Annotated in this window: 2 protein-coding genes; both read right to left on the minus strand. The window is 67.7% G+C overall.

Annotated features, from left to right (window positions below; genetic code table 11):
• Entirely contained in the window at window positions 1–12,387 is a 12,387-nt protein-coding gene (locus QXZ94_RS18365; protein ID WP_315726364.1) for a non-ribosomal peptide synthetase, read from the minus strand.
• Window positions 12,387–24,695, minus strand: coding sequence for a non-ribosomal peptide synthetase (locus QXZ94_RS18370; RefSeq protein ID WP_315721596.1), 12,309 nt, complete (start codon window positions 24,693–24,695; stop codon window positions 12,387–12,389). The genes QXZ94_RS18365 and QXZ94_RS18370 overlap by 1 nt, the downstream gene beginning before the upstream one ends.
• Window positions 24,696–24,841 lie beyond the last annotated feature (146 nt).

A 24,841-nucleotide genomic window follows, 5' to 3' on the forward strand; every position in this document is an offset into this window, starting at 1 on the left:
TCAGATGCTCAGAGTGTTCTGCAGCAGCGGGAAATCAGACAGCGCGAAGCTGCCCTCGCTCGTGTCGCAGTGCGCGATCAATTGGCGGAGTCGAAAGGCGAAGCTTTCCGCCAAGGCCTCGATGGTCGAGCCGTCGTGACATGCGACGCTGTAGGCCCACTGCATCTGCAGGCCGCCGCTGCCGACATGGGCGGAGACGTCGATCAGGTGCGGCCGCCGGTTGGCCGCATGCTGCTCGCGGCCGACATCCTCCGGCGCAAAGCCGAATGCCTGCCCGCCGGCGGCGCCGTCGAGCTGGCCGAGATAGTTGAAGCTGACCTCGACGTCCGGCGCAGGCACATCGCCGCCGCCGAGATAGCGCAGCATGCCATAACCGACACCACGCTGCGGCACCGCGCGCAATTGCTCCTTCACCCGCTTCAGCGCCCCGCCGGGATCGCTGGCGTTCTCCACGTCGAGCAGCACCGGGAACAGGCTGGTGAACCAGCCCACCGTCCGCGACACGTCGAAATCGCCGAACAGCTCCTCGCGGCCATGGCCTTCCAGTCCCACCAGCAGGCGCGGCGCGCCGGTCCAGCCGGCGAACGCCTGCACCAGCGCCGTCAGCAGCACGTCGTTGATCTCCGTGTGGTAGACCTCGGGCACCTGCTGCAGCAGCGCCTGCGTCTCCGCCGCATCCAGCGCGACTTTGACCAGCTGCAGGGTGCCTGCGGTGTTCTCACCCTCTTCATGGTCGCGCGGCAGCCGCGGTGCGGTCTGCCAGGGCACGTTCCGCCAGTAGCTCAGCTCATTGCGTGCGGCGTCCGATTGCGCATGCGCCACCAGCCGCTCCGCCCAGTGCCGGAACGAGCTCGTCTTTGCTGGCAGCCGCACCGGCTCGCCCCGCTGCAACGCCGACAGCGCCGTGCCCAGGTCCTCCAGCAGGATCCGCCAGGACACCCCGTCCATCACCAGATGATGCGCGATCAGCAGCAATCGTTGGCCGCCTTCACCGAGCTCGACCAGCGCCGCCCGCAGCACCGGCCCCTGCGCCAGATCGAGGCTCGGCTGCAGCCGCTCGGCATGCCGGCGCAACGCCGGGGCCTGCACGGCGGCATCGAGGCCGGACAGATCGATCGCCTCGAACAGCTCCGCCGATTGCAGCGCGGCTGCGGTCGCATCGTGCGTCTGCTGCCAGCCCTGCTCGCCGCGGACAAACCGCAGCCGCAGCGCATCGTGCTGACGCAGCAGCGCGTCCAGTGCCGACATCAAAAGTTCCGGCGTCTGCGCGGCGCAATCGAGCAGCACCGCCTGGTTGAAGTGGTCCGGCACCGCCAGATCCTGGCCGAGGAGCCAGTGCTGGATCGGCGTCAGCGGCACCGCGCCCGCCACCAGCCCCTGCTCGGCGATGGTCGTTCCCGCCTCGCCTGCCACCACAGCCAACGCCGCGATGGTCTGCTGCTCGAACACCTGCCGCGCCGTCAGCGACAATCCCGCCTGCCTGGCGCGCGCCACCACCTGGATCGACTGGATCGAGTCGCCGCCGAGGGCGAAGAAGTTGTCGGTGACGCTGATCTGCTCGCGCCTGAGCACGTCGCGCCAGATCGCGGCCAGTGTCGCCTCGGTGGCGTTGCGCGGCGCGACCATCGTCTCCGCCGGCCCCTGCCGCTCCGGCGCCGGCAGCGCGTTGCGGTCGAGCTTGCCGTTGGGCGTCAGCGGCAGCGACGCGAGGACGACGATCGCCGCGGGCACCATGTAGTCCGGCAGGCTGCGCTGCAGCCGGCCGCGCAGCGTGTCGGGGTCGATCGCCGCCTCCGGCTGCGCCACCACATAGGCCAGCAGCCGCTTGCTGCCGCCGTCCTCGCGCAGCACCACCGCCGCCTGGGCGATGCCGGCCTGCGCCAGCAGCGCCGCCTCGATCTCGCCGAGCTCGATGCGGAAGCCGCGCAGCTTCACCTGATGATCGAGACGGCCGAGATAATCCAGCACGCCGTCCGCCCGCCATCGCGCCAGGTCGCCGGTCCGGTACAGCCGCTCGCCCCTGGCGAACGGGCTCGGCACGAACCGCTCCGCCGTCAGTCCCGGCCGGTGCAGATAGCCGCGCGCAAGGCCGACGCCGCCGATATACAGCTCGCCGGCCACGCCGACGGGGACAGGCTCCAGATGCGCGTCCAGCACGTAGAGCTGGATGTTGCTGATCGGCCGCCCGATCGGCACCTGCGTTTGTTCCGGCTCGCTCCGGCACGGCCAGAAGCTGACGTCGACCGCCGCCTCCGTCGGGCCGTACAGATTGTGCAGCCGGCTCGGCAACGCGGCCAGGAACCGGTTCTGCGTCTCAACCGGCAGCGCCTCGCCGCTGCAGATCACCTCGCGCAGGCTGCCGCAGCGGCCGAGCTCTCCTGCTTCCAGGAACGCCTGCAGCATCGACGGCACGAAGTGCATCACCGTCACGCCGTGACGCTCGATCAGCTCCGACAGATAGGCCGGATCCTGATGCCCGCCAGGACGCGCGATCACCAGCTCCGCGCCTTGCGTCAATGGCCAGAACAACTCCCACACCGAGACGTCGAAGCCGAACGGCGTCTTCTGCAGCACGACGTCGCCGGCCGTCAGCCGGTAGGCGTCCTGCATCCAGGCAAGGCGGTTGACGATGCCGCGGTGGCTGTTCATCACCCCCTTCGGCCGTCCCGTCGAGCCCGACGTGTAGATCACGTAAGCCAGATTGTCCGGATTGCAGGACGTGAACGGCGCGGTGTCAGGCTGACCGGCGATCGCCGTTGCGTCCGCCGCGAACCGCACCACGACGGCTTTGCTGGCCGGCAACCGTTCGATCAGCGCATCCTGCGCCAGCACCACCGTGACCTTGGCATCGTCCAGCATCATCGCCAGCCGCTCCGGCGGCAGGCCGGGATCGAGCGGCAGGTAGGCGCCGCCGGCCTTGAGGATGCCGAGCAGACCGGTCACCATCTCCAGCGACCGCTCGGCGCAGATCCCGACCACCACGTCCGGCCCGACCCCGAGCGTCTGCAGATGATGCGCCAGCCGGTTGGCGCGCCGCTCCAGCGCGTCATAGCTGAGTGTCTGGTCCTCGCAGCGCAGCGCCATCGCCTCGGGCGTCCGCTTCGCCTGCGCCGCGATCTGCTCGTGCAGCAGCGCCGATGGATAGTTCACCGCCGTCGCGTTGAAGTCGCGCACCACCTGCTGACGCTCGTCGCCGCTCAGCAGCGGGATCGCAGAGATCGGCCGCGCAGGGTCCAAAATGAGCTCGCCGAGCAGGCGAGCCAGATGCGCCACCAGACGCCGGGCGGCCGCCGCTGCGAACCGTGTGGTGTCCGCGATCAGGCGGAACGACAGCGTCGTCCCCACCGTCACCTGCAGCGTCAGCGGATAGTTGGTCCGCTCCAGCGGAGCGACCTCGCTGATCCGCAGCTCTCGCTGGCCGCTGACCGCCGTCATCTCCACCGGATAGTTCTCGAACGCCACGATGCTCTCGAACAGCGCCGTGCCCTCCGCCACCTCGCTCCAGCGCTGCACGTCGGCCAGCGACGTATATTGATAGTCCGTCAGCTCGCTCTGCCGCGCCTGGATCTCCGCCAGCCAGTCCAGAACCTGCACTTGTCCCGGCAGTCCCACCCGCAGCGGCATCGTGTTGATGAACAGCCCGACCGTGCGCTCGACCTCGGCCAGCTCCGCCGGACGCCCCGAGACGGTGACGCCGAACACCACATCGTCGCTGCGGCCGTAACGGCCGAGCAGCAGCGCCCAGGCGCCCTGCACCAGCGTGTTGACGGTCAGACGATGTTGCCGGGCGAAGCGTTCGAGGTCGGCGAGCGCGAGCTCGCCATGCTGCTCGACATGACGCTCGGTCTGGTCTGCATGCGCCGCCGCGGTCGGACGGGCGAGGCCGAACGAGGACGGCGTGTCGAACCCGGCCAAGCGACGGCGCCAATGCGCTTCCGCCCTGGCCATGTCCTGGCGCTGCAGCCAGCTGATATAGTCCTTGAACGGCCGCACCTCGGACAGCGCCGGCGTCTCGCGCCGGCTCAGCGCAGAGTAGGCCGCGAACACCTCGTCGAGCAGCAGCGGCAGCGACCAGCCGTCGAGCACGATGTGGTGCACGTTCCACAGCAGCCGGTGATCGTCATCGCCGATCCGGACCAGGCAGAGCCGCATCAGCGGCGGCTGCGCGAAGTCGAAGCCACGGCTGCGCTCGGAGCGTTGCAGCTCGGCGAAGCGTCCGTCCTGCTCCGGCGCCGGAAGATGGCGCCAATCCTCATGGCGGAACGGCAAGGCCGCCTCGCGCAGCACCACCTGCTGCGGCCGGTCGAGCTCATGGCCGACGAAGGCCGTACGCAGCACGGCATGCCGCGCCACCACCAGCCGCCACGCCTGTTCAAAAGCCTCCCTATCCAGCGTGCCCTGCAGCCGGCAGGCCAGCGAGATGACGTAGACCGCCGCATCCGGCTCATACAGGCTGTGGAACAGCAGCCCCCGCTGCAATGGTGACAGCGGATAGAGGTCGGCAACATGCCGCGCTCCGCCGACCGAGCCGACGATGCGGTCGAGCGTGTCCTGATCGAGCTGCGCGAGCGGCACGTCCGACGGCGTCAGCCCGCCCGCGCTGCTCCGGCAATGCGCGACCAGCTCGCGCAACGCCGCCACATGGCGCTGGGCCACCCGCTCGATCGTGGCCGCCTCGAACAGCTCGCCGGCATAGAACCAGCGCAGCTCCAGGCCGCCTTTGCCGACATGGGCGGAGACGTCGATCAGGTGCGGCCGCCGGTTGGCCGCATGCTGCTCGCGGCCGACATCCTCCGGCGCAAAGCCGAATGCCTGCCCGCCGGCGGCGCCGTCGAGCTGGCCGAGATAGTTGAAGCTGACCTCGACGTCCGGCGCAGGCACATCGCCGCCGCCGAGATAGCGCAGCATGCCATAACCGACACCACGCTGCGGCACCGCGCGCAATTGCTCCTTCACCCGCTTCAGCGCCCCGCCGGGATCGCTGGCGTTCTCCACATCGAGCAGCACCGGGAACAGGCTGGTGAACCAGCCCACCGTCCGCGACACGTCGACATCGCCGAACAGCTCCTCGCGGCCATGGCCTTCCAGCCCCACCAGCAGGCGCGGCGCGCCGGTCCAGCCGGCGAACGCCTGCACCAGCGCCGTCAGCAGCACGTCATTGATCTCCGTGTGGTAGACCTCGGGCACCTGCTGCAGCAGCGCCTGCGTCTCCGCCGCATCCAGCGCGACTTTGACCAGCTGCAGGGTGCCTGCGGTGTTCTCACCCTCTTCATGGTCGCGCGGCAGCCGCGGTGCGGTCTGCCAGGGCACGTTCCGCCAGTAGCTCAGCTCATTGCGTGCGGCGTCCGATTGCGCATGCGCCACCAGCCGCTCCGCCCAGTGCCGGAACGAGCTCGTCTTTGCTGGCAGCCGCACCGGCTCGCCCCGCTGCAACGCCGACAGCGCCGTGCCCAGGTCCTCCAGCAGGATCCGCCAGGACACCCCGTCCATCACCAGATGATGCGCGATCAGCAGCAATCGTTGGCCGCCTTCACCGAGCTCGACCAGCGCCGCCCGCAGCACCGGCCCCTGCGCCAGATCGAGGCTCGGCTGCAGCCGCTCGGCATGCCGGCGCAACGCCGGGGCCTGCACGGCGGCATCGAGGCCGGACAGATCGATCGCCTCGAACAGCTCCGCCGATTGCAGCGCGGCTGCGGTCGCATCGTGCGTCTGCTGCCAGCCCTGCTCGCCGCGGACAAACCGCAGCCGCAGCGCATCGTGCTGACGCAGCAGCGCGTCCAGTGCCGACATCACCAGTTCCGGCGTCAGCGCGGCGCAATCGAGCAGCACCGCCTGGTTGAAGTGGTCCGGCACCGCCAGATCCTGGCCGAACAACCAATGCTGGATCGGCGTCAGCGGCACTGCGCCCGCCACCAGCCCCTGCTCGGCGATGGTCGTTCCCGCCTCGCCTGCCACCACAGCCAATGCCGCGATGGTCTGCTGCTCGAACACCTGCCGCGCCGTCAGCGACAATCCCGCCTGCCTGGCGCGCGCCACCACCTGGATCGACTGGATCGAGTCGCCGCCGAGGACGAAGAAGTTGTCGTGGATGCCGACCTGCTCGCGCTTGAGCACGTCGCGCCAGATCGCGGCGAGTGTCGCCTCGGTGGCGTTGCGCGGCGCGACCATCGTCTCCGCCGGCCCCTGCCACTCCGGCGCCGGCAGCGCGTTGCGGTCGAGCTTGCCATTGGGCGTCAGCGGCAGCGACGCGAGGACGACGATCGCCGCGGGCACCATGTAGTCCGGCAACGTGCGCTGCAACTGCTGACGGAGATTGTCCAGGCCGATCGCGGAGCCCGGCTGCGCCACCACATAGGCCAGCAGCCGCTTGGCTCCGCCGTCCTCGCGTAGCACTACCGCCGCCTGCGCGATGCCGGCCTGCGCCAGCAGCGCCGCCTCGATCTCGCCGAGCTCGATGCGGAAGCCGCGCAGCTTCACCTGATGATCGAGACGGCCGAGATAATCCAGCACGCCGTCCGCCCGCCATCGCGCCAGGTCGCCGGTCCGGTACAGCCGCTCGCCCCTGGCGAACGGGCTCGGCACGAACCGTTCCGCCGTCAGTCCCGGCCGATGCAGATAGCCGCGCGCCAATCCGACGCCGCCGATATACAGCTCGCCGGCCACGCCGACGGGAACCGGCTCCAGATGCGCGTCCAGTACGTAGGTACGTGTGTTCGGCAGCGCCCGGCCGATCGGCGGGCGACGCGCATCACCGCAATGATGCACGGTCGTGCAGACGCTGGACTCCGTCGGACCATAGGCGTTGAACACGCGGCGGCCCGCAAGCCACGGCCGCAGCAGCTCCGCCGTGCAGGCCTCGCCGCCCGCGATCAGGATCTTCAGGTCCGGCAGCGGCGCCACCGGCAAGGCGGCCAGTGCCGCCGGCGGCAGCAGCACCGCCGTCACGCGCTGCCGCTGCAGCAGTTCGCGCAACGGTTCGCCCGGCATCAGGTCGTGCTGCTCTGCCAGCACCAGCGCCGCGCCCACCCGCCAGCTCATCACCAGGTCCCACACCGCCGCATCGAAGCTGATCGAGGCGAACTGCAGGATGCGGTCGCCGGCCGTGAGCGGCAGCTGATCCAGCTGCGCATCCGCCAGGTTCATGATGCCGCGATGCGACGTCATCACGCCCTTGGGCCGTCCCGTCGAGCCCGAGGTGTAGATCACGTAAGCGAGATGATCGGCGTCACAGCTGACGGCCGGTGCCGTCTCCGCGTGCCCGGCGATGGCAGATGCGTCGACATCGAGCTGTACCACCACTGCTTCCGTCGCCGGCAACCGCTGCATCAGCCCAGACTGCGTCACCAGCACGGGAACTCGGGCATCCTCCAGCATGTAGGCCAGCCGCTCCGCCGGATAGCGCGGATCGAGCGGCAGATAGGCGCCGCCCGCCTTGAGGATGCCGAGCACGCCGACCACCATGTCCAGCGAGCGTTCGACGCACAGCCCGACGATCACGTCGGGTCCGACGCCGAGCCGCCGCAAATGATGCGCCAGCCGGTTGGCCCGCCGCTCCAGCGCGCCGTAGCTGAGCTCCTCGTCGCCCATGACCGCGGCAGGCGCACCCGGATCTCGCGCCGCCTGCTCCGCGAACAGCTCGTGCAGGCAGCGATCCTGCGGATAGGCGACGCTGTCGCCACTCCACGCCGTCAGTTGCTGCCGCTCCACGGCGCTCAGCAGGCTCAGCTCGGACAGGCGCGCCTCCGGCCGCGCCGCGATCTCCTGCAGCAGCCGGACGAAGTGATCCGCCAGCCGCGCGATCGTCGCGGCCTCGAACAGGTCGGTGGCGTATTCGAAGGTGCACGCGATTCCGTCCGTCGCTTCGCGAACGAAGAGCGTCAGATCGAACTTCGCCGTGAGATGCTGATCCGCCGCCACCGGGCTGATTGTCACCCCCGCCAGCTCCAACTCGTCGAACGGAATGTTCTCGAATGACAGACAGACCTGGAACAGCGGCTGCCGCGACAAATCCCGCTCCGGTTGCAGCGCCTCCACCAGCTTCTCGAACGGCAAGTCCTGATGCGCATAGGCATCCAGTGCCGTCTCCTTGATGGCAGCCAGATAGTCGCGAAATGCGGGATCGCCGGAGAGATCGCAACGCATGACCAGCATGTTGACGAACATGCCGATCAGGTCTTCCAGCTCCGGCCGCGAGCGTCCGTTCACGGGCGAGCCGACCAGAATGTCGCGCTGATCGCTGTAGCGGCCGAGCAGCGCCGAGAAGGCGGCGAGAAAGACCATATAGAGGCTGGCACTTTCGCGACGCGCCAGACCGCTCAGCTGCCTGGACAGGTCCTGAGGCACGACGAAGCACGACGCCGCACCAGCAAAGGATTGCACCGCGGGACGCGGACGGTCCGTCGGCAACGACAGCGCCGTCGTTGCGCCGGCGAGGCGGCGGCGCCAATGATCCAGATGGCGTTCGCCGACCGGCCCGTCGAGCCAGTCCCGCTGCCAAATGGCGTAGTCGGCATACTGCACGGGCAAGGGCGAAAGCGGCGATTGCGGGGAACCGGTGCTGCCGGCATAGAGATGTCCGAGCTCACGGAGCAGGACGCCGACCGACCAGCCATCGGCGACGATGTGGTGAAGGTTGACCAGCAACAGATGCTCTTCGTCACTCAGACGGACGATCGTCGTTCGGATCAGCGGTCCGGCCCGTAGATCGAACCTCACGTTCGCATGATTTCGGATGAGCCGTTGCACATCCTCATTCGAGCTCTGATCACCATGGGCAGACAGGTCGATGAGCTCGCACCGGAACGCACTCCGATTCTCAATGATCTGAGCGCCCTGACCGTTTACAGCGTCGAAGCGTGTGCGCAGGATGTCATGACGGCGCACGATCTCCTGCAGAGCCTCCTCCAGCGCCTCGATGTCAACTCGGCCCTGCAGCCGCACGGCCCCCGCCATGTTGTAGGCAGTCCCGACCAGCCCGACCTGCTCGAGAAACCACAATGGCTCTTGCGTGTAGGACAAGGGAATCGACGACGTCCGTGCTGCAACGCTCAGCGGCGGCGGCGCGATTTCCACTTCGTCGCGCTGCGCCTGCTCGACGGCCGCCGCAAGCAACCTGATCGTCGGCGTCTCGAAGACAGTCCGCAGCGGCAGGTTCACGTTGAACGCCGCATTCAGCCGTCCCACCAGACGGGATGCCATCAGCGAGTGCCCGCCGGAGCTGAAGAAATCATCGTCGATACCTGGCGTCGCCACGCCGAGAACATCGGACCAGATCACGGCCAGCATCTGCTGGGTCACGGTTGCCGGCGCCGCGTGCCGGTGGCCCGGCGCATCCTCCGGATCGGGAAGCCGCGCGCGATCGAGCTTGCCGTTGGATGTCAATGGCAACCGGTCCAGGATCGCCAGCTGCGTGGGCACCATGAAATCGGGCAACGACTGCTTCAAGTGCTGTCGGATTTGCTCCGCCGAAAGACGCGCCTCCGGCACCGGCACGACATAGGCAGCGAGCTGCGTACCGGTCGTACCTTCTCGAACCAGAACCGCTGCTTGCCCGACCCCACGCGACCGGCGCAAGACGGATTCAATCTCCTGCAGCTCGATACGGAAGCCGCGGATCTTGACCTGTCCGTCGCGCCGACTGAGATACTCGATGTTGCCGTCCGGCAAGCGCCTGACGATATCGCCGGTCGCATAGAGCCGGCTGCCGGGCCGGCCGAACGGATCCGGCGTGAATTTCTCGGCCGTCAGCGCCGGTCGTCCCCAATAGCCGTGCGCGAGGCCGTCGCCGCCGACATGGAGCTCGCCCGGAACGTTGATGGGCACCGGTTGCAATCGGCCGTCGAGGACGTGACAGCTGCCATTGGCGAGTGGTCTGCCGATCGGAATGGTGCGCGCGCCCGGGACGACATGATCGACCTCCATCCAGGTGCTGAACGTCGTCGCCTCGGTCGGTCCATAGACGTGCAGGAGACGTTCCGGAGCGCCATGGGCCAGAACCCTGGTCACCGCATGCGGGTCGCACGCCTCGCCGCCGAACAGAGCCACGCGCAACCGGGCGAAGATGCCAGGGACATCCTGCGCCAGCCGATTGAACAGCGCTGTCGTGGCGAACAAGCAGCTGACGTCGTGACTGTGGATCGCAGCAGCCAGTTGATCCGACGCCAAGGCGGTGTCCCGGTCGATGATGACGAGCGCGGCGCCGTTCACGAGAGCGCTCCATAGCTCGAACGTCGCCGCATCGAAGGATGGGCTGGCGAGATGGGCAATACGATCGTCTGCGGTAAGCTCGATATAATCCGTTCCGAGCACCAGTCGGGAAACGGCGCGATGAGGCACGGCAATGCCCTTGGGCACACCGGTCGAGCCTGACGTGAACATGATGTACGCAATGGCTTCACCGCCGGCCGATCGAGCGGCGAAGCTTTCGATGGGCTTCACATCCTCGGCATGCAGGACCGGCAGGCCTGCCGGAGCCGCGCCGCCGCGCCCTGCGACCACGGCAGTCGCCCCTGCATCCTTCACCATGAAGGCGAGCCGCTCTTCCGGATAGCCGGGATCGAGCGGCACATAGCTGGCGCCGGCCTTGATGATGCCGAGCATTCCGGCGATCAGGCCCGCTGATCGATCGCCGGAGAGTCCGACGCTCGCGCCTGCGCGGACGCCCCGTTCAGCCAGCGTCGCGGCGATGCCGTTGCTCCACCGATCGAGCTCGCCGTAGGTGATGCTGCGCGAGCCGTCGACGATCGCGATCGCTTGCGGACACCGCGCAACCCGGGCAGCGAACAGGCCGTCGAGCGCCGCATCACGCGGGAACGGCCGCGCCGTCCGGTTCATGCCGAAGATGAGATCGAGACGCTCAGCGTCCCGCATCAAGGAAAGGTCAGCCAGCCGCGCATGCGGATCCGCGGCGATTGCCTCCAGCAGATGCTGAAAATGGGCGGCGAGATGCGCGATCGTCTCGGCATCGAAGAGTTCGGCGGCATATTCGATCGAAACGGCCAGCCCGTACTTCTTCTCATAGACGTGCAGCGTCAGATCGAATTTGGTCTGCTCCGACGGCGCAGGCATCGGCGTGAGCCGCAGGCCGGGAAGCGTCAGCTCCTCGAATGGTTCCTGCTGGAGCGCGAACATCACCTGGACCAGCGGATGCCTGCCGAGGTCCCGATCAGGCTGGAGCGCCTCGACCAGCCGCTCGAACGGCAGATCCTGATGCGCATGGGCGTCGAGCACGGCGTCCTTCACCTGCGCCAACAGATCGACAAAGCGCGTACTTTCGGAACAATCCGCCCGGAGGACGAGGATATTGGCGAAGAAGCCGATCAGGTCGTGTAGTTCGTGCCGCCGTCGGCCTGCAACCGGCGATCCCACCACCACGTCGTTCTGGCCACTGTAGCGCGACAGCAAGAGCTGGAAAGCTGCGAGCAGAACCATGAACAATGTGGCTGTCTCACGACGGGCGAGCACCCGCAGTTCGGCCGTCATTTTTTCGGAGAGACTGAACGCGTAGGTCTTGGCGGCAAAGGCCGCGGACGCTGAGCGCGATCGGCTGACGGGCAGTTCGAGTTGAGGCGGCGTGCCCGCGAGGCGCTCCGTCCAATAATGCAATTGACGTTCGAGAGCCTCGCCGGCCAGCCAGCGACGCTGCCAAAGCGCGTAGTCGGCATACTGCACAGGCAGGGGACGGAGCGGAGACGGCTCGTCCGCGCAGAACGCGTTATAGAGCACGGTGATCTCGCCGATCAGGATTTCAGTCGACCAGGCATCGGAGACAATATGGTGCATGGCGAGCAGCAGCACGTGCCGGCGCGCCGCCAGGCGAAGCAGCCGAATGCGCAATGGCAGGGCCGCTTGGAGATCGAACGGCTGGGTGGCATGGGCCAGCGATTGCCGGTCCACTTCCGCCGCCTGGGCTTCCCCGGTGAGAGTCGAGAGGTCGATCAGCTCGAACGGACATGATGCTTCGGCGTCCACGATCTGCCGGGGGTGTCCGGCAACGGTCTCGAACCGCGTCCGCAGCACCTCGTGCCGGCCGACGATGACATCGAAGGTTCTTCGCAACGCCTCCTCATCGAGATCGCCGTCCATGCGAATGGCGATGGCGACGTGATAGGACGCCCCCGCGAGGCCGAGCTGTTCGAGAAACCAGAGACGCTCTTGCGCAAAGGACAGCGGCAGGTCACCACTGCGCGCCGCATCGATCGGAGGCAGTTCTTCGCCCGCCGAACTCGCCTCCTGCAAGAATGTCGCGATTTCCAGCTGGCGTGTGCGAAGCTCGTCAAGCCGTTCAGGCGTCATGACCCCCTTCGGCGCGCGGTAGCGCACACGCCCGTTCTCGGACCAGATCTGGACGCCGTCTTGGCGGAGCGAGGAGAGCAGCTTCTCGATCATCAGATGACTCCTTCCTCGAGCTCTGCGTCTTCTTTGGGTGAATCCTTTCGCGCATTCGCCCAGCCGAGCACGTCGAGACGCTCGGCAAGCTCCTCGAGCGTCCGCGCCTCGAACATGGCCTTGAGAGGCACGTTCAGCTTCAATTCCTTCTGCGTGCGGGCGATGGCCCGGGTCGCCGAGAGCGAGTCGCCGCCGAGCGCGAAGAAGTTGTCGGTGACGCTGATCTGCTCGCGCTTGAGCACGTCGCGCCAGATCGCGACCAGTATCGCCTCGGTGGCGTTGCGCGGCGCGACCATCGTCTCCGCCGGGCCCTGCCACTCCGGCGCCGGCAGCGCGTTGCGGTCGAGCTTGCCATTGGGCGTCAGCGGCAGCGACGCGAGGACGACGATCGCCGCGGGCACCATGTAGTCCGGCAGCATCCTTTGAAGCTGACCGCGCAGAGCGTCGCCGTCGATCACGGCGTCCGGCTGCGCCGTCACATAGGCGACCAGCCGCTTGGCTCCGCCGTCCTCGCGCAGCACCACCGCGGCCTGGGCGATGCCGGCCTGCGCCAGCAGCGCCGCCTCGATCTCGCCGAGCTCGATGCGGAAGCCGCGCAGCTTCACCTGATGATCGAGACGGCCGAGATAATCCAGCACGCCGTCCGCCCGCCACCGCGCCAGGTCGCCGGTCCGATACAGCCGCTCGCCCCTGGCGAACGGGCTCGGCACGAACCGCTCCGCCGTCAGTCCCGGCCGATGCAGATAGCCGCGCGCCAATCCGACACCGCCGATATACAGCTCGCCGGCCACGCCGACAGGAACCGGCTCCAGATCCGCGTCCAGCACGTAGAGCTGGATGTTGCTGATCGGCCGTCCGATCGGCACCTGCGTTTGTTCCGGCTCGCTCCGGCACGGCCAGAAGCTGACGTCGACCGCCGCCTCCGTCGGGCCGTACAGATTGTGCAGCCGGCTCGGCAACGCGGCCAGGAACCGGTTCTGCGTCTCAACCGGCAGCGCCTCGCCGCTGCAGATCACCTCGCGCAGGCTGCCGCAGCGGCCGAGCTCTCCTGCTTCCAGGAACGCCTGCAGCATCGACGGCACGAAGTGCATCACCGTCACGCCGTGACGCTCGATCAGCTCCGACAGATAGGCCGGATCCTGATGCCCGCCAGGACGCGCGATCACCAGCTCCGCGCCTTGCGTCAATGGCCAGAACAACTCCCACACCGAGACGTCGAAGCCGAACGGCGTCTTCTGCAGCACGACGTCGCCGGCCGTCAGCCGGTAGGCGTCCTGCATCCAGGCAAGGCGGTTGACGATGCCGCGGTGGCTGTTCATCACCCCCTTCGGCCGTCCCGTCGAGCCCGACGTGTAGATCACGTAAGCCAGATTGTCGGGATTGCAGGACGTGAACGGCGCGGTGTCAGGCTGACCCGCGATCGCCGTTGCGTCCGCCGCGAACCGCACGACGACGGCCTCGGTTGCCGGCAACCGTTCGATCAGCGCATCCTGCGCCAGCACCACCGTGGCCTTGGCATCCTTCAGCATCATCGCCAGCCGCTCCGGCGGCAGGCCGGGATCGAGCGGCAGGTAGGCGCCGCCGGCCTTGAGGATGCCGAGCAGACCGGTCACCATCTCCAGCGACCGCTCGGCGCAGATCCCGACCACCACGTCCGGCCCGACCCCGAGCGTCTGCAGATGATGCGCCAGCCGGTTGGCGCGCCGCTCCAGCGCGTCATAGCTGAGTGTCTGGTCCTCGCAGCGCAGCGCCATCGCCTCGGGCGTCCGCTTCGCCTGCGCCGCGATCTGCTCGTGCAGCAGCGCCGATGGATAGTTCACCGCCGTCGCGTTGAAGCCGCGCACCACCTGTTGACGCTCGTCGCCGCTCAGCAGCGGGATCGCAGAGATCGGCCGTGCCGGATCGGCGATGATCTCGCCGAGCAGGCGATGAAGATGCGCCACCAGACGCCGGGCGGCCTCCGCTGCGAACCGTGTGGTGTCCGCGATCAGGCGGAACGACAGCGTCGTTCCTCCCACCGTCACCTGCAGCGTCAGCGGATAGTTGGTCCGCTCCAGCGGAGCGACCTCGCTGATCCGCAGCTCTCGCTGGCCGCTGACCGCCGTCATCTCCACCGGATAGTTCTCGAACGCCACGATGCTCTCGAACAGCGCCGTGCCCTCCGCCACCTCGCTCCAGCGCTGCACGTCGGCCAGCGACGTATATTGATAGTCCGTCAGCTCGCTCTGCCGCGCCTGGATCTCCGCCAGCCAGTCCAGAACCTGCACTTGTCCCGGCAGTCCCACCCGCAGCGGCATCGTGTTGATGAACAGCCCGACCGTGCGCTCGACCTCGGCCAGCTCCGCCGGACGCCCCGAGACGGTGACGCCGAACACCACATCGTCGCTGCGGCCGTAACGGCCGAGCAGCAGCGCCCAGGCGCCCTGCACCAGCGTGTTGACGGTCAGACGATGTTGCCGAGCGAAGCGTTCGAGGTCGGCGAGCGCGAGCTCGCCATGCTGCTCGACATAATGCTCGACATGGCGCTCGACATGACGCTCGACATGACGCTCGACATGACGCTCGGTCTGGTCTGCATGCGCCGCCGCGGTCGGACGGGCGAGGCCGAACGAGGACGGCGTGTCGAACCCGGCCAAGCGACGGCGCCAATGCGCTTCCGCCCTGGCCATGTCCTGGCGCTGCAGCCAGCTGATATAGTCCTTGAACGGCCGCACCTCGGACAGCGCCGGCGTCTCGCGCCGGCTCAGCGCAGAGTAGGCCGCGAACACCTCGTCGAGCAGCAGCGGCAGCGACCAGCCGTCGAGCACGATGTGGTGCACGTTCCACAGCAGCCGGTGATCGTCATCGCCGATCCGGACCAGGCAGAGCCGCATCAGCGGCGGCTGCGCGAAGTCGAAGCCACGGCTGCGCTCGGAGCGTTGCAGCTCGGCGAAGCGTCCGTCCTGCTCCGGCGCCGGAAGATGGCGCCAATCCTCATGGCGGAACGGCAAGGCCGCCTCGCGCAGCACCACCTGCTGCGGCCGGTCGAGCTCATGGCCGACGAAGGCCGTACGCAGCACGGCATGCCGCGCCACCACCAGCCGCCACGCCTGTTCAAAAGCCTCCCTATCCAGCGTGCCCTGCAGCCGGCAGGCCAGCGAGATGACGTAGACCGCCGCATCCGGCTCATACAGGCTGTGGAACAGCAGCCCCCGCTGCAATGGTGACAGCGGATAGAGGTCGGCAACATGCCGCGCTCCGCCGACCGAGCCGACGATGCGGTCGAGCGTGTCCTGATCGAGCTGCGCGAGCGGCACGTCCGACGGCGTCAGCCCGCCCGCGCTGCTCCGGCAATGCGCGACCAGCTCGCGCAACGCCGCCACATGGCGCTGGGCCACCCGCTCGATCGTGGCCGCCTCGAACAGCTCGCCGGCATAGAACCAGCGCAGCTCCAGGCCGCCTTTGCCGACATGGGCGGAGACGTCGATCAGGTGCGGCCGCCGGTTGGCCGCATGCTGCTCGCGGCCGACATCCTCCGGCGCAAAGCCGAATGCCTGCCCGCCGGCGGCGCCGTCGAGCTGGCCGAGATAGTTGAAGCTGACCTCGACGTCCGGCGCAGGCACATCGCCGCCGCCGAGATAGCGCAGCATGCCATAACCGACACCACGCTGCGGCACCGCGCGCAATTGCTCCTTCACCCGCTTCAGCGCCCCGCCGGGATCGCTGGCGTTCTCCACGTCGAGCAGCACCGGGAACAGGCTGGTGAACCAGCCCACCGTCCGCGACACGTCGAAATCGCCGAACAGCTCCTCGCGGCCATGGCCTTCCAGTCCCACCAGCAGGCGCGGCGCGCCGGTCCAGCCGGCGAACGCCTGCACCAGCGCCGTCAGCAGCACGTCGTTGATCTCCGTGTGGTAGACCTCGGGCACCTGCTGCAGCAGCGCCTGCGTCTCCGCCGCATCCAGCGCGACTTTGACCAGCTGCAGGGTGCCTGCGGTGTTCTCACCCTCTTCATGGTCGCGCGGCAGCCGCGGTGCGGTCTGCCAGGGCACGTTCCGCCAGTAGCTCAGCTCATTGCGTGCGGCGTCCGATTGCGCATGCGCCACCAGCCGCTCCGCCCAGTGCCGGAACGAGCTCGTCTTTGCTGGCAGCCGCACCGGCTCGCCCCGCTGCAACGCCGACAGCGCCGTGCCCAGGTCCTCCAGCAGGATCCGCCAGGACACCCCGTCCATCACCAGATGATGCGCGATCAGCAGCAATCGTTGGCCGCCTTCACCGAGCTCGACCAGCGCCGCCCGCAGCACCGGCCCCTGCGCCAGATCGAGGCTCGGCTGCAGCCGCTCGGCATGCCGGCGCAACGCCGGGGCCTGCACGGCGGCATCGAGGCCGGACAGATCGATCGCCTCGAACAGCTCCGCCGATTGCAGCGCGGCTGCGGTCGCATCGTGCGTCTGCTGCCAGCCCTGCTCGCCGCGGACAAACCGCAGCCGCAGCGCATCGTGCTGACGCAGCAGCGCGTCCAGTGCCGACATCACCAGTTCCGGCGTCAGCGCGGCGCAGTCGAGCAGCACCGCCTGGTTGAAGTGGTCCGGCGCCGCCAGATCCTGGCCGAACAACCAATGCTGGATCGGCGTCAGCGGCACTGCGCCCGCCACCAGCCCCTGCTCGGCCACCGTCTTCGTCGCCCCGCCTGCGACTGCGGCCAAGGCCACGATGGTCTGCTGCTCGAACACCTCCCGCGCCGTCAGCGACAACCCCGCCTGCCTGGCGCGCGCCACCACCTGGATCGACTGGATCGAGTCGCCCCCGAGCGCGAAGAAGTTGTCGGTGACGCTGATCTGCTCGCGCTTGAGCACGTCGCGCCAGATCGCGACCAGTATCGCCTCGGTGGCGTTGCGCGGCGCGACCATCGTCTCCGCCGGGCCCTGCCACTCCGGCGCCGGCAGCGCGTTGCGGTCGAGCTTGCCATTGGGCGTCAGCGGCAGCGACGCGAGGACGACGATCGCCGCGGGCACCATGTAGTCCGGCAGCATCCTTTGAAGCTGACCGCGCAGAGCGTCGCCGTCGATCACGGCGTCCGGCTGCGCCGTCACATAGGCGACCAGCCGCTTGGCTCCGCCGTCCTCGCGCAGCACCACCGCGGCCTGGGCGATGCCGGCCTGCGCCAGCAGCGCCGCCTCGATCTCGCCGAGCTCGATGCGGAAGCCGCGCAGCTTCACCTGATGATCGAGACGGCCGAGATAATCCAGCACGCCGTCCGCCCGCCACCGCGCCAGGTCGCCGGTCCGATACAGCCGCTCGCCCCTGGCGAACGGGCTCGGCACGAACCGCTCCGCCGTCAGTCCCGGCCGATGCAGATAGCCGCGCGCCAATCCGACACCGCCGATATACAGCTCGCCGGCCACGCCGACGGGGACCGGCTCCAGATGCGCATCCAGCACGTAGAGCCGGATGTTGCTGATCGGCCGCCCGATCGGCACCTGCGTTTGTTCCGGCTCGCTCCGGCACGGCCAGAAGCTGACGTCGACCGCCGCCTCCGTCGGGCCGTACAGATTGTGCAGCCGGCTCGGCAACGCGGCCAGGAACCGGTTCTGCGTCTCAACCGGCAGCGCCTCGCCGCTGCAGATCACCTCGCGCAGGCTGCCGCAGCGGCCGAGCTCTCCTGCTTCCAGGAACGCCTGCAGCATCGACGGCACGAAGTGCATCACCGTCACGCCGTGACGCTCGATCAGCTCCGACAGATAGGCCGGATCCTGATGCCCGCCAGGACGCGCGATCACCAGCTCCGCGCCTTGCGTCAATGGCCAGAACAACTCCCACACCGAGACGTCGAAGCCGAACGGCGTCTTCTGCAGCACGACGTCGCCGGCCGTCAGCCGGTAGGCGTCCTGCATCCAGGCAAGGCGGTTGACGATGCCGCGGTGGCTGTTCATCACCCCCTTCGGCCGTCCCGTCGAGCCCGACGTGTAGATCACGTAAGCCAGATTGTCGGGATTGCAGGACGTGGCGGGAGCTGTCGCAGGGTGGCGCCCGATCGCAGCGCTATCTGCCGCGAAGCGCACCACGACCGCGTCGTGTGCTGGTAGACGCTCCACGAGTGCATCCTGCGCCAGCAGCACATTGGCTTTGGCGTCTTCCAGCATCATCGCCAGCCGTTCCGGCGGCAGGCCGGGATCGAGCGGCAGATAGGCGCCGCCGGCCTTGAGGATGCCGAGCAGACCGGTCACCATCTCCAGCGACCGCTCGGCGCAGATCCCGACCACCACGTCCGGCCCGACCCCGAGCGTCTGCAGATGATGCGCCAGCCGGTTGGCGCGCCGCTCCAGCGCGGCGTAGGTCAGGGTCTCGTCCGCGAAGCGCAGCGCCACCGCCTCCGGCGTCCGCCCGGCCTGCGCCGCGATCTGCTCGTGCAGCAGCCCCTGCGGATAGCTCACATCGGTCGCGTTGAAGCCGCGCACCACCTGCTGACGCTCGTCGCCGCTCAGCAGCGGGATCGCAGAGATTGGCCGTGCCGGATCGGCGATGATCTCGCCGAGCAGGCGATGAAGATGACGCGCCAATGTCGCGATCGACGATTCATCGAAACGCGCGGGGTCATACATCAGCTTCAACGACGGCGCCGCGCCCATCGCGACCTGCAGCGCCAACGGATAGTTGATCCGGTTCACGGCGCGGATCATGTCGAGGCGGATCGTATGATCCCGCGCCCGAGCCTGCAGCTCCGCCGGATAGTTCTCGAATACGACGATGCTGTCGAACAGCGGCGTTCCACCGGAAACATCGCTCCAGCGCTGCACGTCGGCCAGCGCGCTATATTGATAGTCCGTCAGCTCGCTCTGCCGCACCTGGATCTCGCCAAGCCAGTCCAGCACCGTCACCCGTCCGGACAATCCGACCCGCAGCGGCAATGTATTGATGAACAGCCCGACGGCATTCTCCACGTCCGGCAGATTCTCCGGACGGCCCGAGACGGTGACGCCGAACACCACGTCGTCACCGCCGCCATACCGTCCCAGCAGCAGCGCCCAAGCGCCCTGCACCAGCGTGTTGACCGTCAGGTGATGCCTGCGCGCGAAGCTTTCCAGAGCTTGCGCTCCGACATGCAAGGCATCGTCGTACTCGGCATGACGCGCGGCAGCCGACACGACGCGCGACGTCCGCTCGAGCGGAAGCGGGGTCGGTGCCTCGAACCTGGCCAGACGCCGCCGCCAAAACGCCTGCGCAGCCGCGACATTCTGGTGCTGCAGCCACGCAACGTAGTTCCGAAATGGATGCGCCGGCGCAAGACGCGGCGTCTGACCACGGCAAAACGCGCCATAGCAGGCGAACAGCTCGTTGAGCAGGGTCGTGATCGACCAGCCATCCAGCAGAATGTGATGGCACGACCACAGCAGACGGTAGTCGTGCTCGGCAAACCTGACGAGCACCAGCCGCATCAGCGGAGGCCGCACGAAATCAAATCCGCACGCGCAATCGACTTCTTCGAGATCCGCCAGGCGGGTGCGCTTGTCGGCGTCGGACAGCTGTCGCCAATCCTCCAGCGCAAATGCCGGCCTGGCCGCGCGCATCACGACTTGCAGCGGCGCGTGGAGATGCCCAAGAAATGCAGAGCGCAGCACCGTGTGACGTTCGACCACGCTGTCCCATGCCCGGCGAAACGCATCGACGTCGAGGTCGCCGGAGAGACGGCACCCCAGCGTCGTGACGTAGGCCCGCGACTCCGGCTCGTACAGGCTGTGAAACAGCATGCCCTGCTGCGTCGGCGTGAGCGGATAGACGTCCTCGATGTCGGACGGATTGTCGACAGCACCGCGCACCTGAGCGAGATCCGCAGGTGACACACCGGCGAAGCGCGTCTCTGATACCAGCTTGCGACCGTCGTTCTCTGCCGCTTCGGGATCATGCCCCGCGGCAGCAGCCAGCGCTGCGATGGTCTGATGTTCGAAGATCTGCCGGGACGTCAGCTTCAGGCCGACCCGGTTGGCGCGAGCCACGACCTGGATCGACTGGATGGAGTCGCCGCCGAGCTCGAAGAAATTGTCTTCCACCCCGACCTGGTCGAGCTTCAGGATGTCGCACCAGATCGACGCCAGCTTGCGCTCGTTGTCGGTCCGCGGCGCGATCAGCCGGCCGAGCTCCGGCCGCCCCTCGGGCGCGGGCAGCGCCGCGCGGTCGATCTTGCCACCCGGCGTCAACGGCATGGTATCGATCGGCACGATGGCCGCCGGCACCATGTAGTCAGGCAGTCTCTGCTGCAACGCATGGCGAAGCTGCTGAACGTATGAATGCAGCAGAGGCGCCGCTCCGGGATCGTTGCCGAAAACGCAAGACGACATCGCCGACCGACGCGGCAATCGCACGGGACCATCGACTTGCTTGCGATCGACAAAGACGACATCGTAGCATCCAGTCGCCGACGCAGACGCCCAGCTGACGCGAACCTCGTAGCCGAGCCGCTCACCGAGCATCCAAAACGTTTCCGGATCCTCACCCATGGTCTGGCGATCCTCGATGCTGCGCGCCAGATCCATCGAGCGGGCTGCCGGCTCGCAAGCATCGAGCGATTGCAAGCGGGCCAGATCGAGCGCCAGCCTCGCATTCGGCACGTCCAGCACGGCCAGGCTTGCGGGTCGTTCGTCGATCAGAATGCCGGACACCCCGGTCAGCGTCTCCGTCGTCCAATCGATCGTGCGCGCCGGGGCCGCAGGCTGCCCGCCGCCGACGTGAAGCACGACGTCGTAGCGATAGCGGCTCAGCTCGTTATGGGCCTCTGCCCTCTTGAGGAGGATCTCGACATCCGTGATGCGAGACAGGCGGCTCTGTAGCGCCAAAAAGAAACTCGGATCGATCGCGAGCTCCGTCTCGCGCTTGGCGGCGGCGATCGCGCGCGCCCTGATATCATCGGCGCGAGCCGCCGGATTGGAACGCTCGATTTCGATTGCCGTGCGGAACATCAGCAGCAGGCCGAAATGGCGGATGTCGCCGACGAAGATGCGGCCGCCGTCGACAACGGCGCTCAGCACCCCCGCGATCACGTCCTGCAGATAGTCGGTGTCAGGAAAATACTGCGCCACCGAGTTGATGATGACGGTGTCGACCGATGCCGGCACGAGATCCGACAGCGCGATGGCTTCACGCTGGGCGAGCTCGACATGAGCCAGCTCCGGCCGGCCCTTGGCCCATCGCCGCAGCCCCTCGATGGCGGCCGACGAGATATCCGTGCCTCGGTAGATGCGGCTGGCGGGAGCCAGGTGCTCCAGCAACAGGCCGACGCCGCATCCGATCTCGAGAATGCGCTGCGGAGCGAAGGCAGCGATACGCTGAACCGTCGCCATCTGCCATTCGCGCATCTCCGCTTCCGGGATGGGATCGCCGGTGTAGCTGTTGTTCCAACCCACGAAGCTCGGCGCCTTCGGCTCGCCGGCGCCGCCGTAGGTCTCGTCGAACAGCGCCTGCCACCCGGCAACGCCGTCCGCATCCTCGCTCGCGTCCCTCTCCCGGCGCTCCTGCTTCAGCCGATCGAGATCGGCCATGACATAGGCAACGAGCCGCTTGTGCCCTGGCCTGTCCTCCCGCGCCAGCGCGATCGCCTGCTTGACCTTCGATTCTGCGAGCAGCGCGGCCTCGATCTCGCCGAGCTCGACCCTGAAGCCGCGGATCTTCACCTGCTGATCGAGACGACCGAGAAACTCCAGCGCACCATCCGACCGCCAGCGCACGAGATCGCCGGTTCGATAGAGTCGATCGCCGCGCTCGAACGGATTCGGGATGAATCGCTCGGCGGTCAGGCCCGGGCGTGACAGGTAGCCACGTGCCAACCCGGCACCGCCGATGTGAAGCTCGCCCGGCACACCGACAGGCACGGGCTCCGAATGGTCATCGAGAACGTAGACGCAGGTGTTGGCCAAGGGGCGTCCGATGGCCGGCGCGCGCCGTTCGACCGTGCAAGGATACACAGTCGTGCAGACGCTCGCCTCGGTCGGTCCGTAGGCGTTGAGCACGATGCGCGGCCCGGTCCATGGCGCAACCAGCTCGGCGGCGCAGGCTTCGCCGCCGACGAGCAGCGTCTTCAGGTCGGGCAAGGAGTCGGCGCGGAGCGTGCCGAGGGCAGAGGGCGGCAGCAGAACGGCTCCGATGCGCTCGCGGTGCAGCAGATTGTGCAGCGGCTCGCCCGGCATCATGTCATGCCGGTCGGCGAGCACCAGCGCAGCACCGCTGCGCCAGCTCATCAGCAGCTCCCAGACCGCCGCATCGAAGCTGAACGAAGCAAACTGCAGGACGCGGCTGTGCGGAGCGATGTTCAGCGGCGCGAGCTGCGCCTCGGCCAGGTTGGTCGCGCCACGATGCGGCACCATGACCGCCTTCGGCCGCCCGGTCGATCCGGAGGTGTAGATTACGTAAGCGAGATTGTCCGGGTGGACCGCAACGGCCGGAGCACTGGTCGGGAGCCGCGAGATCTCGGAACTCACGACGTCGAGTCCGACTGTTACAGCGTCGCCGGTGATCAGCCGGTCAACGAGCGAACTATGCGTCAGCACGACGCGCGTCGCCGAGTCCGCAATCATGTAGGCGAGCCGCTCGGCGGGATAGTTCGGATCAAGCGGCAGATAGGCACCGCCAGCCTTGAGGATGCCGAGCACGCCGATGATCATGTCGAACGATCGCTCGACACAGATGCCGACGACCGCGTCGGGGCCGATACCAAGGCCTCGGAGATGGTGTGCGAGCTGATTGGCGCGCCGGTCCAGCTCGCCATAGGTCAGTTGGTCGCCGTCCTTGGCCAGCGCGGGAAGATCCGGCGAGCCCGCCGCCTGCGCCACGAACAGTTCGTGCAGCGTGCGGTGAGGGACCGGCAGAGCCGGCGCGGCGCTCCACTCCGCCAGAACGTGCCTGCGCTCGTCATCCGGCATCAGCTGCAACTGCGACAATCGGGCGTCGGGCTTTGCGATCACGCAGCGGAGCAGCTCGCTGAAGTGGGACACCAGCCGTTCAGCGGTGGCGGCCTCGAACAGATCCGTCGCATAGAGGAGACATCCGGTCAGTCGTCCGCCGACCTCGGTCATGGACATCTCGATGTCGAACCGAACGGATGTCGCCCCCTCGTCGAAGCGCTCGACCTCGAGCCCTGGAATTTTCAACTGCTCGACGGACACGTCCTGCAGCACGAAAACCGTCTGAAAGATCGGCTGTCGACTGAGATCCCGTGTCGGCTGCAACGCGTCGACGAGCTTCTCGAACGGCAGGTCCTGGTGCTGATAGGCGCCCAGCGCGGTCGATTTGACCCTTTGCACCAGATCACGAAACGAAGGGTCGCCGCCGAGATCTGTGCGCAGCGCAAGCATGTTGACGAAGAAGCCGATCAGTTGCTCGGTTTCTGCCCGCACCCGCCCGGCGATCGGCGAGCCGACGATGACGTCACTCTGTCCCGTCCAGCGCGACAGCAAGGCCTTGAAGGCCGCCAGCAGCACCATGAACAGCGAGGCGCCCTCGCGGCGGCCGAATGCGGCGAGCGCCGCCGAAGTGTCGCGATCGAGAGAAAAGCGATGGGCCGCGCCGCGGAAACTCTGTGCGGCTGGACGCACATGGTCGGCCGGCAGCTCCAGACCGGCGGGCGCATTGGCGAGGCGCTTTTCCCAATAGGCAAGCTGCGGCTGCTGCACCTCCTCGTCGACCCAGCGGCGGTGCCAGCTCGCATAGTCGGCATACTGGATCGGAAGCTCGGCAAGCGGCGACGCGCGCTGCGCGGAATGGGCGTCATACAGTGCGGCCAGCTCGCGAAACAGCAAGCCGATCGACCAGCCGTCGGAGACGATGTGATGCATCGAGAGCGCCAGGATGTGCTCGTGTGGAGCGACCCTGAGCAGCCCGCATCGAAACAGCCGGTCATTGTCGATCTCGAACGTCTCCTCCATCAGCCCGCGAGCCCACGCCTGCGGCGATGTCTCCGCGTTTCGCACGGCCTCAAGATCGATCGGCCAAGGCGGATCGATCTGCTGCACGGGTCCGCCGTCGCGCAGGCAGAACCGGGTCCGCAGACTTTCGTGACGGCGCACGATTTCGGTCAGCGCCGCCGACAGCGCCGCGACGTCGAGCGGACCGTTGAGGCGGACGGCGAGGCCGATCTGGTAGGCGGGTCCGAGACGGCCGAGCCGGTCGAAGAACCACAGCCGCTCCTGCGCGAATGACAGCGGCAGATCAACGTCCCGAGAAACGCTCGGAATCCGCGCCGCTTGCTGTTCGAACAGGTCGCGGACCTTACGTCGCAGCAATGCGCGGCGACTGTCTCTCATCGCCGTCGTCGACGGTGCCTGGCTCTCGAACTTCTGCATCGGCGATCGCCTGCTTCTGTTGGGTGTAACGCTTTCGAGACTTCCGACATCCGGAGTTGACAAGCTCGATCCGGCGCCAACACTTTTACAACTTTAGATTGTGTTTTGGGCGACACCGTTCCGTGACTGCCCCCGAGGACGTCAAC

Source organism: Bradyrhizobium sp. SZCCHNS2022 (assembly GCF_032377575.1).
Lineage (GTDB): Bacteria > Pseudomonadota > Alphaproteobacteria > Rhizobiales > Xanthobacteraceae > Bradyrhizobium > Bradyrhizobium aeschynomenes.

Excerpts from the sequence above, each read along its gene's own strand:
- QXZ94_RS18365 (WP_315726364.1), bottom strand. The coding sequence starts at position 12,387 with ATGATCGAGAAGCTGCTCTCCTCGCTCCGCCAAGACGGCGTCCAGATC.
- QXZ94_RS18370 (WP_315721596.1), bottom strand. The coding sequence starts at position 24,695 with ATGCAGAAGTTCGAGAGCCAGGCACCGTCGACGACGGCGATGAGAGAC.